This is a genomic window from Mesorhizobium sp. M1066 (genome assembly GCF_040318635.1).
GTDB lineage: Bacteria > Pseudomonadota > Alphaproteobacteria > Rhizobiales > Rhizobiaceae > Mesorhizobium.
In genome coordinates, this window is the sequence record NZ_JAMYMR010000033.1 from 1 (window position 1) to 12,620 (window position 12,620).

At 63.2% G+C, this 12,620-nt stretch carries 12 protein-coding genes; 8 read left to right on the forward strand and 4 right to left on the reverse strand.

Annotated elements, in window-relative coordinates; all coding sequences use genetic code 11:
• Window positions 1–212: 212 nt before the first annotated feature.
• From NKH52_RS27860 to NKH52_RS27870, 3 genes are all read right to left on the reverse strand, one after another.
• Window positions 213–1,451, reverse strand: coding sequence for an NAD(P)/FAD-dependent oxidoreductase (locus NKH52_RS27860; protein ID WP_352736546.1), 1,239 nt, complete (start codon window positions 1,449–1,451; stop codon window positions 213–215).
• Entirely contained in the window at window positions 1,448–1,762 is a 315-nt protein-coding gene (locus NKH52_RS27865; protein WP_027161041.1) for a Rieske (2Fe-2S) protein, read from the reverse strand. Before NKH52_RS27865 ends, NKH52_RS27860 begins: the two co-directional genes overlap by 4 nt.
• Before the next feature lie 95 nt (window positions 1,763–1,857).
• Complete coding sequence (locus NKH52_RS27870) at window positions 1,858–2,946, reverse strand: fatty acid desaturase family protein (protein ID WP_352736549.1); 1,089 nt, start codon at window positions 2,944–2,946, stop codon at window positions 1,858–1,860.
• A gap of 168 nt (window positions 2,947–3,114) precedes the next feature.
• Here NKH52_RS27870 and NKH52_RS27875 point away from each other — a divergent pair, with 168 nt between their 5' ends.
• The 7 genes from NKH52_RS27875 (at window position 3,115) to NKH52_RS27905 (ending at window position 10,879) form a co-directional block, all read left to right on the forward strand.
• Complete coding sequence (locus NKH52_RS27875) at window positions 3,115–4,146, forward strand: LacI family DNA-binding transcriptional regulator (RefSeq protein WP_023810652.1); 1,032 nt, start codon at window positions 3,115–3,117, stop codon at window positions 4,144–4,146.
• Window positions 4,147–4,448: 302 nt separating this feature from the next.
• Window positions 4,449–5,390 carry a sugar ABC transporter substrate-binding protein gene (locus tag NKH52_RS27880; protein WP_024502009.1) on the forward strand — a complete coding sequence of 314 codons (942 nt, stop codon included), beginning with the start codon at window positions 4,449–4,451 and terminating at the stop codon, window positions 5,388–5,390.
• Between the two features lie 114 nt (window positions 5,391–5,504).
• A complete protein-coding gene (locus NKH52_RS27885) occupies window positions 5,505–6,581 on the forward strand; it encodes an ABC transporter permease (protein WP_023810654.1) in 1,077 nt (358 codons plus the stop codon).
• A 2-nt stretch (window positions 6,582–6,583) separates the two neighbouring features.
• Window positions 6,584–7,351, forward strand: coding sequence for an ATP-binding cassette domain-containing protein (locus NKH52_RS27890; RefSeq protein ID WP_023810655.1), 768 nt, complete (start codon window positions 6,584–6,586; stop codon window positions 7,349–7,351).
• A gap of 112 nt (window positions 7,352–7,463) precedes the next feature.
• Complete coding sequence (gene iolG / locus NKH52_RS27895) at window positions 7,464–8,459, forward strand: inositol 2-dehydrogenase (protein ID WP_027039991.1); 996 nt, start codon at window positions 7,464–7,466, stop codon at window positions 8,457–8,459.
• A gap of 33 nt (window positions 8,460–8,492) precedes the next feature.
• Window positions 8,493–9,287: an SDR family oxidoreductase gene (locus NKH52_RS27900; protein WP_352736552.1), complete on the forward strand. Its 795-nt coding sequence runs from the start codon at window positions 8,493–8,495 to the stop codon at window positions 9,285–9,287.
• Window positions 9,288–9,787: 500 nt separating this feature from the next.
• Window positions 9,788–10,879, forward strand: coding sequence for a 3-deoxy-7-phosphoheptulonate synthase (locus tag NKH52_RS27905; RefSeq protein ID WP_352736554.1), 1,092 nt, complete (start codon window positions 9,788–9,790; stop codon window positions 10,877–10,879).
• Between the two features lie 265 nt (window positions 10,880–11,144).
• On the opposite strand, the gene NKH52_RS27910 is transcribed toward NKH52_RS27905, so the two are convergent.
• A complete protein-coding gene (locus tag NKH52_RS27910; protein WP_352736556.1) occupies window positions 11,145–11,780 on the reverse strand; it encodes a LysE family translocator in 636 nt (211 codons plus the stop codon).
• 128 nt (window positions 11,781–11,908) lie between these two features.
• On the opposite strand from NKH52_RS27910, the gene NKH52_RS27915 reads away from it, so the two are divergent.
• On the forward strand, window positions 11,909–12,610 hold the full coding sequence (locus NKH52_RS27915; RefSeq protein WP_352736558.1) for a helix-turn-helix transcriptional regulator: 702 nt from the start codon (window positions 11,909–11,911) through the stop codon (window positions 12,608–12,610).
• The last annotated feature ends 10 nt before the right edge of the window (window positions 12,611–12,620 follow it).

The following is a 12,620-nucleotide window of genomic DNA, read 5'->3' on the forward strand; positions in this document are numbered from 1 at the left end:
CTCCTTGCCCAGCATGAAGGTTGAATCAGATTTGCACGCCTAAGGGAATCCCAAGCCGATTCAGTCTCATTTCATCCCGCTCTAGCCTAGGTCGGCGCCGACGGAAGTCTCCCTCCCCCTTGTGGGGAGGGGTTAGGGGTGGGGGTCGGTGCCAGGCAGACATCTCAGGAATTCCATATGCGATTACCCTTCCCGCAAGGGGCAGAGCAGGCTCAAGCCGCCAGCAGCGACTTCAGCTTGACGTCCTGCGATCCCAGCGCTTCCGGCGCCGGCTTCGCGCGCTTGCCGATCAGCATTTCGGCCAACCTGATGTCGCGGGCAACCGTATTGCCGGGGCCGATGCCGCTGGCCGCCACCAGCCTGCCGTCTTGCGCCAGATGGAAGAGGATGAAAGCGCCGTCGCCGAGGCCGCGGCGCACGGTGCTGCTGCCTTCGTCGGACAGCCCGGCGATCTGCAGGGACAGACCATATTGATCCGACCAGAACCAAGGCACCGCCGCATGCGCCTCGCCGGCGCCGAGCATGTTCCTGGCCGCCAGCGCGCCCTGCTCCTGGGCGTTGCGCCAGGCCTCCAGCCGCACGCGGCGGCCGCCATAGACGGCGAGCGGAAACGAGCAGCAATCGCCGGCGGCAAAGATGTCGGGATCGCTGCTGCGCAGCTCAGCATCGACGGCAATGCCGTTGTCGATCGCCAGCCCAGCTTCGGCCGCAAGCCCGGTCACCGGCACGGCGCCGATGCCGATGATTGCGAGGTCGGCGACGATTTCCCGGCCGCCAGCAAGCGCTATGCGCACGTTGTTGCCGTCGTCGGCGATGGACGCGATGCCATCCCCGCACAGAATATCAACGCCCTCGGCGACATGCGCGTCATGGATGATTTCGGCGATCTCCGCCGGCACGCCGCGCATCAGGATGCGCGGCTGCGCCTCGATGACGGTGACCGCAGCGCCTAGCTTGCGGGCCGCGGCCGCGAGTTCGAGACCGATGAAACCGCCGCCGATGATAGCGATGCGGTTGCCGGCGGTGAGATGCGCACGAATGGCGAGCGCATCGGCAAAGGTGCGGAGATAGACGCAGCGCGGACCCAACCCCGGCATCGGCAGCTTGCGCGGCGCCGAACCGGTTGCCAGCAGGAGCTTGTCGTAGGGCAGGACCGATCCGTCCGACAGGCGCACCGCATGCGCCGCCCGATCGATCGCCACGGCCTGGACGGAATGGATATGCCGGATCGATTTCTCGGCCAGAATTGCGTCGCTGGCGATCGCCTTGATCTCGGGCGCATCGCTGGCCATCGCCTCCTTGGACAGAGGCGGGCGCTCGTAGGGCAGATGCGGCTCGTCGCCGACCAGCGTCACCGGCCCCTGATAATCGAGGTCGCGCAGCGCCAATGCCGCGCGCCCGCCGCATTCGCCGGCGCCGATGATGACCATTCCCCTCGCCATATCAGTCATCCGATCTGAATCAGGACTTTGCCGGCATCGACCTTGACCGGATAGGTCTTCAGGTTGACGCAGACCGGCGCGCCGCGGGCGTCACCCGTCTTGTAGTTGAAGCGGCCATTGTGCTTGGGGCATTCGATGATGTCGTCCATCACCAGCCCGTCGGCCAGGTGCACCTTTTCATGCGTGCAGAGGCCGTCGGTGGCGAAGAACTCGTCGTCGGGGCTGCGATAGATGGCGAAGGTGCGGCCGCCATGGTCGAAGCGCATCACATCCTCCTCGTCTATGTCGCCGGTGGCGCAGGCCTCGACCCAGTCGCTCATTCAAGTCCTCCCAAAAGCAAATCCAGGAAAAGTGCGCAGCGGTTTTCCGTCCGGAATTGCGTTAAATAAACAGTCCAGATCGGATGGAAGCACGATCATTCCGCCGCGGCGGCGATGTCGTTGTGGAATTCTTCGCGATATGGCCGTGCGGTCGGCGGCAGCTTGCGCTTGAGGAAATAGTCCTCGTTGCGCAGCTGGCGCAGGAAGACCGGGATCATCTCGCGGTAGCCGGCCAGGATCGACGGTGTCGGTTCCGGCAGATCGTGCTTGATCAGTTCGTGCAGCCTCGGCAGCGCATGGTACGGCACCATCGGGAACATGTGATGCTCGACATGGTAGTTCATGTTCCAATAGATGAAGCGGCTGATCGGGTTCATGTAGACGGTGCGGCTGTTCAGCCTGTGGTCGGTGACGTTATCGGCCAGGCCGCCATGCTGCAGCAGCCCGACCATGACATGGTGCCAGGCGCCATAGAGCCTGGGCAGGCCGACCAGCATCAGCGGCAGGAACGAACCGGTGTAGAGCGCCAGCCCGACGGTGGCGGCATAGATCGCCGTCCAGATGCGGGCGACGCGGATCGCCTTGGGCTGTTCCTGTTCGGGAATAAAGGTCTTTTCGGCGGCGCTGACGGTGCCGGCGGCGTTGCGCAGCATGTCTGACATCGCATGCCAGGCATCGAGCACACCGACGAAGCCCAGCATGGCGCGAACCAGATCAGGCGGCCGCATGACCGAGATTTCCGGGTCGCGGCCGACGATGACGGTGTCGGTGTGGTGGCGCGTGTGGCTCCAGCGCCAGGTCACCGGATTGCGCATGATCATGAAGCAGGCGATCTGATAGACCGCATCGTTCATCCACTGCGTCCGGAAGGCGGTGCCATGACCGCATTCGTGCCAGCGTGAATCCGTCGAGGAGCCGTAGAGCACGCCATAGACGAAGAAGAACGGCACGCACCACCATGTGCCCCAGAACCAGGCGCCGCCGGCGCCGCTGACGATCAGCGCGGCGAACCAGATCGCCGTATCGCGGATCGCCGGCCCGTCGGAGCGCTGCATCAGCTCCTTCATCTGCTTGCGCGGTACGTCGGTGTGATACCACTCGGCCGCCGACAGGCCGGTCTCGACGGCGAGCTTGGCGTCGCGGCCGATCAGGCTGTAGTCACGCCGGGACGGCGCAGTGGACATTATTGCCTCCCTCGGCAAAGGCATCCGCCAGAGCGATGCCGTGAAATCCCTTGGTTTCGAGCATCAAAGTAACGCCAACCGATGATAGACTCAACATCACAAAGATAGTTTCTATCATTTCCCATCAGCATGATGTACGAAGGCTCAGGCAAACCCGACGAGGCAAGCATGGTGAAGCGGCCGACAATATCAGATCTGGCGCGCATTTCGGGCGTCAGTGTCGCCACCGTCGACCGCGTGCTGAACAACCGGCTGCCGGTGCGCGAAGAGACAGCGCGCCGGGTCTACGAGACCGCTACCGATATCGGCTACCACGCCGCCGGCCTCATCAAGCAGCGCATGCGCCAGGAATTGCCGGAGTACCGGCTGGGCTTCCTGCTGCTGCGGGGCAATGATGCCTTCTACGGCGACTTCGCGCGGGAACTTGAACTGGCCATCTCGCAATCGCAACGCTTCCGCGGCGTTGCGACCATCGATTTCGCCAGTTCCCTGGCTCCCGACGAAATCGCCTCCCAGATGCGCAGGCTGGCGGCGAAATCGAGGGCCATCGCCGTTGTCGGTCCGGACCATCCGACCCTGACAGCGGTCGTGGAAACCTTGAAGGCGAGAGGGCAGCCGGTCTTTTCGGTGCTGTCCGACTTTGCCGCCGGCATCCGGGAGGGCTATATCGGCCTCGACAACCGCAAGGTCGGGCGCACCGCCGCATGGATGATCTCCAAAGCAGCCAAGCGGCCCGGCAAGGTCGCCCTCTTCGTCGGCAGCCACCGCTTCCACGGCCATGAGCTGCGTGAGATCGGCTTTCGCTCCTTCTTCCGCGAGCACGCGCCGGAGTTCAGCGTGCTTGAGACGCTGGTCAATCTGGAAGCCAACCAGGTGACCCATGACGCGATGATCGATCTTCTGGCGCGTTATCCGGATCTTGCCGGCTGCTACGTCGCGGGCGGCGGCATGGAAGGCGCAGTTTCGGCGCTGCGGGCAGCGAAGCCCGCGACCATGCCGGTGGTCGTCTGCAACGAGATCAACGCCGAATCGCGCGCGGCACTCGCCGACAACATCCTCACCATGGTGATCTCGACCCCGCTCGCCGCTTTGTGCCGTGAGCTTGTCGACCTGATGGCGCATGCCATCGAGACCGGCGCCGCCAACGCTCCGGGCCAGACCTTCCTGCCCTTCGACATCTATCTGCCGGAAAACATCTAGCCCGCCGCCGCGCAAGGCCGCCGAGGCAAATGATAGAATCCATCAGAGCGATGCGTAAATCGGCCGGCAGGCCGCGGAATCGCCCTTGACGCCCCGATGTGAAATGGAATAAATATTTCATCATCTGTGTATTTTGGTTCTTTCGTTCCGGGACATCTGTTTCAAACAGAGGGTTTGACGTTCCAGCCAGGAGGCAAGCGTCATCCGGAATAGAAAAGATATCAGGGAGAGATTCCCCGGGGAGATCGGGGATTCCGGATAAATCGGTGAAACCGGACACCAATATGTGGAGGAGAAACACAATGAAGAAATTGATTTTGGGCGTCGCCTTCGCGGCGCTGATGAGCTCATCCGCCCTGGCCGCCAAGGTTGGCGTGTCGATGGCCAAGTTCGACGACAACTTCCTGACCGTGCTGCGCAACGGCATGATCGAGCAGGCCAAGGGCATGAGCGGCGTGGAGCTGCAGGTCGAGGACGCGCAGAACGACGTTGCCAAGCAGCTCGACCAGATCAAGAACTTCGCCGCCTCCGGCGTCGATGCCATCATCGTCAACCCGGTCGACACTTCGGCCACCCAGGCGATGTCGGACGCAGCCGCGGCAGCCAAGATCCCGCTGGTCTATGTCAACCGCGAGCCGGTCAATGTCGATACGCTGCCCGACAACCAGGCCTTCGTCGCCTCGAACGAAGCCGATTCCGGCACGCTCGAGACCAAGGAAGTCTGCCGCCTGTTCAAGGAAGCCGGCAAGAAGGAAGCCAATGTCTATGTGATCATGGGCGAGCTTTCCAACCAGGCCGCCGTGCAGCGCACCAAGGACATCGACGATGTGATCGCGACGCCGGATTGCAGCTTCATCAAGATCATCGACAAGCAGACGTCGAACTGGAACCGCGACGAGGCGCAGAACCTGATGACCAACTGGCTGTCGACCGGCAAGCCGTTCGACGGCGTCATCGCCAACAATGACGAAAGCGCCATCGGCGCCATCCAGGCGATGAAGGCCGGCAACATCGACATGAAGGCGGTTGTCGTCGGCGGCGTCGATGCCACCCAGGACGCGCTGGCGGCCATGCAGGCGGGCGACCTCGACGTAACCGTGTTCCAGGACGCGGCCGGCCAGGGCGCCGGCGCTCTCGATGCGGCGCTCAAGCTCTCCAAGGGCGAGAAGGTCGAGCACAAGGTCTACGTGCCCTTCCAGCTGGTGACGCCGGCCAACATCGACAAGTTCCTGAAGAAGAATTGAGCCGCCAACGGTTCGATACGGAGCGGCGCTCTCGATCGCGACAGCGCCGCTCCCCTCTCTCCCTCAGCGCCGGCACGGCGCGAGGGCGACCGCGGCTGATGGAGGACAGGATACGTGGCACAGACATCTCATGGCGTCGGCGGCGTCGGCTATGATGCGAGGAAGCGCACATGGCCGGCCGAGTTCAATGTTTTCCTGGCATTGGTCATTCTCGTCGTCATCTTCGAACTGATCGGCCGCGTCTTTCTCGGCGACAGCTTCCTGTTCAACACACGCAGCGATGTCGGCGGCATCTTCAACGAAGCGCGCCTGCAGATCATCATCCTGCAGGTGTCGATCGTCGGCATCATCGCCATCGGCGTGACGCAAGTGATCATCACCGGCGGCATCGACCTGTCCTCGGGCTCGATCGTCGGCGCGACCGCCATGATTGCCATGAGCTTCGCCCAGGTGGCGACGGTCAACGGCAACCCCAATCCCAAGGCGATGTTCCTGGCGCAAGGCTGGACGGACCTGCCTGTCATCGTGCCGCTGCTGGTGGCGATCGCCTGCGGCCTGTTTGCCGGCCTGGTCAATGGCGCGCTGATCGCCTACACGCGCATTCCGCCGTTCATCGCCACGCTCGGCATGATGGTGACCGCGCGCGGCATCGCCAAATGGTGGTCCAAGGGCCAGCCGATCTCGTTTCCCACCGAGAGTTTCGCCGGCATCGGCAAAGGCCTGATGCCCGTCGTCATCTTTCTGTCGCTGGCCATCCTGTTCCAGCTGATCATGACCTACACCAGGTACGGCAAGCACTGTTACGCGATCGGCTCCAACGAAGATGCCGCGCGCATGTCCGGCATCAAGATCGCCAACCACAAGATCCTGGTCTACGTCATCGCCGGCATTCTCGCAGCGCTCGCCGCCGTGGTGCTGAGCTCCAAGAACCTGACCGCGCAGTCCGGCATGGGCGTGATGTACGAACTCGACGCCATCGCCATGGCGGTCATCGGCGGCGTCTCCCTGTCGGGCGGCCGCGGCTCGATCATCGGCACGGTGATCGGCTCGCTGATCTTCGGCGTCATCATCTCGGGCTTCACCTTCCTGCGCCTCGACGCCTACTACCAGGAGATGGTCAAGGGTGTGATCATCGTCGGTGCGGTGGTTCTCGACCAGTGGCGCCAACGCCTGCGGGCAATGAGGGCATGACCATGTCAGACATCGTCCTGAAGACCGAAAACCTGACCAAGCGCTATGGCGGCGTGCATGCGCTGGAAGGCGCGAATTTCGAGCTGCGCAAGGGCGAGCATGTCGCCATCATGGGCGACAACGGCGCCGGCAAATCGACCTTCGTGCGCCAGATCACCGGCGTCGAGCAGCGCACCAGCGGCCAGATCTGGTTCGACGGCAAGGAAGTGAATTTTGCCGGGCCGATCGAGGCTCGCACGGCGGGCATCGAGACCGTGTTCCAGAACCTGGCGCTGGCCGACGATCTCGACGTGCCGTCGAACCTGTTCCTCGGCCGCGAGAAGGTGCTGTTCAACCTCGGCCCGTTCTCGATCCTCGACCGCAAATACATGCGCAAGGCGACCGAGGCGGCGCTCGTCCGCACGGCGGTGAAGATCCCCAATCTGTCCAACACCATCCGCCACATGTCGGGCGGCCAGCGCCAGTGCGTGGCGATCGCCCGGACGGCGACCTTCGCCTCCAAGCTGATCATCATGGACGAGCCAACGGCTGCCCTTGGCGTGCAGGAGACCGCGCAGGTCGAAAACATCGTCCGCACGCTCAAGGACAATGGCGAGCCGCTGATCCTGATCAGCCACAATATGCGCCAGGTGTTCGATCTCTGCGACCGCATCGTCGTGTTCCGGCGCGGCCGCATCGTCGCCAATCTGCGCAAGGAGAACACCGACGGAAACGACATCGTCTCCTACATCACCGGCGCCAAGACCGGGGAGGCGGAACTCGCGGCCTGAACAGGATGGTCATCCTGTTTTCTGGCGCGCTCGAAAAATAGCCTTGCCACCTTCCCCCAAAAGGAAGGTGTGGACACAACTCTCTCTAACCCATCCCCCCAGAGGAAATATCATGACCGTTCGCTTCGCTCTCCTCGGTGCCGGCCGCATCGGCAAGGTCCACGCCCGCGCCGTCGGCTCCAACCCGCAGGCCAAACTGGTTGCCGTTGCCGACGCGTTCGAGAAGGCCGCCAAAGAGCTGGCGAGCGCCTATGGCGCCGAGGTGCGCAGCATCGAGGATATCGAGAAAGCCGGGGATATCGACGCCGTCGTCATCTGCACGCCGACCGACACCCATGCCGATCTGATCGAGCGCTTCGCCAAGGCCGGCAAAGCGATCTTCTGCGAGAAGCCGATCGACCTCAACGTCAAGCGCGTCGAGAAGTGCCTGGCCGTGGTCGAAAAAACCAAGGCGACGCTGATGGTCGGCTTCAACCGCCGCTTCGACCCGCATTTCGCCGCCGTGCGCAAGGCGATCGACGACGGCGCCATCGGCACCGTCGAGATGGTCACTATCACCTCGCGCGATCCCGGCGCGCCGCCGATCGACTACATCAAGCGCTCGGGCGGCATTTTTCGCGACATGACCATCCATGATTTCGACATGGCGCGCTTCCTGCTCGGCGAAGAGGTCGTGGCGGTCAGCGCCCATGCCTCGGTGCTGGTCGACAAGAAGATTGGTGCTGCCGGCGATTTCGATAGCGTCAGCGTCATCCTGGAAACCGCTTCCGGCAAGCAGGCCGTCATCTCCAACTCGCGCCGCGCCACCTATGGCTACGACCAGCGCATCGAGGTGCATGGCTCGAAAGGCATGGTTGCCGCCGAGAACCAGCGCCCGGTGTCGATCGAACTGGCCAACGAGAAGGGTTATACGCGCCCGCCGCTGCACGACTTCTTCATGACCCGCTACCTCGACGCCTATGCCATTGAGATCGCCGCGTTCATCACAGCCGCGACCTCGGGCAAGAAAGCGTCGCCGAGCGGCGCTGACGGCCTCGTCGCGCTGAAGCTGGCCGATGCGGCGCTGAAATCAGCAACGACCGGCAAGACCGTCCGTCTCGACAAGTAAGAAACCTTAGGAAGAAACCACAGGAGCAGAGCGATGAGCGGAACAGCCGATCGCAATTCACAGACACGCGCCATCGTCACCGGTGGCGCCCAGGGGATCGGCTTTGCCGTTGCCGAAGCGCTGGCCGACGAGGGCTGCCGGGCACTGGCGCTCATCGGCCGCTCGCAAGAGAAGGGCGACAAGGCCGTCGCCCATTTCAAGAATGCGGGCGTCGACGCGATCTTCATCAGCGCCGACGTCTCTAAGGTGGCCGACTGCAAGCGCGCCGTTGCCAGCGCGATCTCGCATTTCGGCACCATCAACGCCTTGGTCAATGCCGCCGCGACATCGGCGCGCGGCTCGCTGGTCGAAACCTCCGAGGAGCTTTTCGACACCATCTTCGATACCAATGTGCGCGGCCCGTTTTTCCTGATGCAAGGCGTGGTGGCGCATCTCTTGGAAAAGAAGGCACCCGGCTCGATGGTCAATGTGCTGTCGATGTCTGCGCATACCGGCCAGTCGTTCCTGACGCCCTATTCGACCAGCAAGGGCGCGCTGATGACGCTGACCAAGAACGTCGCCAATGCCTATCGCTACAACCGCATCCGCTGCAACGCGGTGCTGCCGGGCTGGATGGACACAGAGGGCGAGGACATCGTGCAGAAGAAATGGCACGATGCGCCAGACGACTGGCTGGCAAAGGCCGAAGCGGCGCAGCCTATGGGCCAGTTGGTGAAGCCGGACCAGCTTGCGCGGCTGATCAGCTACATGGTGAGCCCGCAGTCGGGCGTCATGACCGGATCGCTGGTCGACTACGACCAGAGCATTGCTGGGTCGTCGCCGGAATAGGATCGGCGCCGCGACCGGCCGGTTTCTCCCCGTCACTATACGGGGAGAAATGCCCGGCAGGGCAATGAGGGGCAGCACCGACTTTGACAGTTACAGAGTTTATTGAAGTCGGGGCTTTTCGCCCCTTTCCTTATCCTTCGACGCAAGCGCTGCCTCTCATCTGCCTGCCGGCATCCTCTCCCCGTATAGTGACGGGGAGAGGAGCGCTCTCGCCAGAGATTTCGCCAGCTCATTTACAGCACGTGACAAGCGCCTCCGCATCGACTATATGAGCCTCATGATCAACCTGACCGCCACATATTGGTACTTTAGGAGCTCGCTGGCGGCGGGAGGATTGCGCTCGATCTGAAGATTGCAGCAACAAGATCCGAACAGCCGCCATACCTGGCGGCTTTTTTGTTTCAGCCGGCAGGTTCCCTCTAAATCAAAGAGGAGCATGATGTCGTCCGAAAACCGCTTCACACTTTTCGGCATCATGCTCTCGACAGGAGCAGAAAGCCGTGTTGACCACCACAGACGACCTTCGGGTCAAGGAAATCCGAGAACTGAGCACACCGGACGAGGTGATGCGGGAGATCCCGCGCACTTTGACCGCGACGCGCACCGTCAGCGCATCGCGCAACGCAACCCATGCCATCTTGAACGGCACCGACGACCGGCTGCTCGTCATTGTCGGCCCGTGTTCGATCCACGATCCGGTCGCGGCCGTCGACTATGCCAGCCGCCTGGCAGCGCTGCGCGAGAGCCTGTCGGACCGGCTGGAGATCGTGATGCGGGTCTATTTCGAGAAACCGCGCACGACGGTCGGCTGGAAAGGCCTGATCAACGATCCCGACCTCGACGGCAGCTTCAACATCGACAAGGGGCTGCGAATGTCGCGCAATGTGCTGTCGGCCGTCAACAATCTCGGCCTGCCGGCGGCGACCGAATTCCTCGACATGACCACACCGCAATACATTGCCGACCTGGTTGCCTGGGGCGCGATCGGTGCGCGCACGACCGAGAGCCAGATCCACCGCGAGCTGGCCTCGGGCCTCTCCTGCCCGGTCGGTTTCAAGAACGGCACCGACGGCAATCTTCGCATAGCCGCCGAGGCGGTGAAATCCGCCGCCCAGCCGCATCATTTCATGGCGGTGACCAAGGGCGGGCGCAGCGGCATCGCCACGACCACGGGCAATGAGGACTGCCACGTCATCCTGCGCGGCGGCGTTCAGCCCAACCATGACGCGGCGAGCGTCGAAGCCGCCGCTGTGGAACTCGCCCGGATCGGCGTTGCGCCCAGGCTGATGATCGATGTCAGCCACGCCAATTCGGCCAAGAAGCCCGAGAACCAGCCCAAGGTCGCGGCCGACGTCGCCGGCCAGGTCGCGGCGGGCGACGAGCGCATTATCGGCCTGATGATCGAGAGCAATCTCATCGCCGGCCGGCAGGACGTGGTGTCGGGCAAGCCGCTGGTCTATGGCCAGAGCATCACCGATGGCTGCATCGACTGGGCGACTACCGAGACGGTGCTGCACGGCCTTGCGGGTGCTGTCGAATGGCGCCGCTCGACACGCCGCGCCATGATCGACAACCGGCAGGGAGCCGCTTGAGCCACTGTTGCCGGCCTTTGCCCGGCACGGACCCCCACCCCTAACCCCTGCCCACAAGAGGGAGGACAATCGCATATGGATACTTGCGAAGAAGGACCCCCACCCTAACCCTCCCCACAAGGGGGAGGGAACGCTGCCGCGCACTCCTACTCGAACCTTTGACGCCTGAAAACGTCGGCAGTTTGCCGTTGTCGGCGTCGACTGGAGTCCCCCTCCCCCTTGTGGGGAGGGGTTAGGGGGTGGGGGTCCTCTTCGCAAGAAATCCCTACGCCGCCCTTAGCCCCTCCCATGCCGTGAACACCGACACGGCAAAGAGCAGCAGTCCGGCCGCCCGGCCGGCAAAAATGGTCGCCCTCGGATTGGCGATCAGAAGATTGCGGCTGCGGCCGGCCGTGATCGCCAGTCCGCCATAGATCGCAGCCTGCGTCACCACGGTCAGCAGCCCCATGATCGTCGCCTGCATCCAGATCGGACCGTAGTCCGGTTTCAGGAACTGCGGATAGACGGCAAGCACGAACAGGTATGCCTTCGGGTTGATCAGGCAGGTCACAAAACCCTGGCGAAAGGCCTTCCATGCGGAACGGCTGCCGGCAGGCCCCTCCTGACCGACAGTGATGGAACTGCGCATCAGCGTGATGCCGATAAAGGCCATGTAGGCGGCGCCGGCAAGCAGAAGCGGCTTGAACAGGATCGGCACGAAATGCATCAGCAGGCCGACGCCGATGGCGCCGTTCAGCGTATGCACCATGCCGCCGACCATGATGCCGCCAGTCGCGGCGAGACCCCTGTCGCGTCCGCCGGTCAGTGCATTGGCGAGCACGAAGAGCATGTCCATGCCCGGAACGGCGATGATGCCGAACAGCAGGATAAAGAAAAGCCAGAGATTTTCCGCATAGTCCATGTCAGTTGCCTGTCGCTTCGCTCGGCCAAGCCGCCGCGGATTGTGTTGATTTTCAATTCGATAGGCGCTCCTATAGATCAGCCCAACTGACAATGCTGTGTCAGTTGGGCTCGCAACCCGGGGAAAAAATGCGCAAGGCGTCACGCCTGTTCGAGATCATCCAGATCGTGCGGCTGGCGCGGCAGCCGGTGACGGCGGCGACGATTGCCGAGCGGCTGGAAGTGACGGTGCGCTCGATCTATCGCGACATCGCAGCGCTGCAGGCGATGCGCGTGCCGATCGAGGGCGGACGCGGCATCGGCTATATCCTGCGCCCCGGCTTCGACCTGCCGCCGCTGATGTTCTCGATCGAGGAGATGGAGGCGATCGTCCTGTCGCTGGCGCTGTTGGAGCGCACGGGCGACAGCGAGCTCAAGCAAGCGGCCAAGCGCGTCAGCGTCAAGATCGCCGGCGCCGTGCCATCACCCTTGCGCCAGATATTCGACGCCAATGCGCTGCATGCCTGGGGTTTCGCCACGCCTTCTACCGGCGCGATCGACCTGGCGCTGGTGCGACGCGCCATCCGTGACGAGGAGAAGCTCTACCTCTCCTATCGAGACGAAATGGGCCGCGCCTCCGAGCGCCTCATCCGCCCGATCGCGCTCATCTACTACGCCGAAACCGCCAACATCGTCGCCTGGTGCGATCTGCGCCAGGCGATCCGCAATTTCCGCAGCGACCGGATCGAGGATTGCCAGGCGACGGGGTTGCGGTTCAAGGGCGAAGGCGACCGCTTGCGGCAGGTCTGGGTCAACGGCTGGGAGGCGAACGCTGCGGCCACGGTCGTCTGAAGCGGGCTTA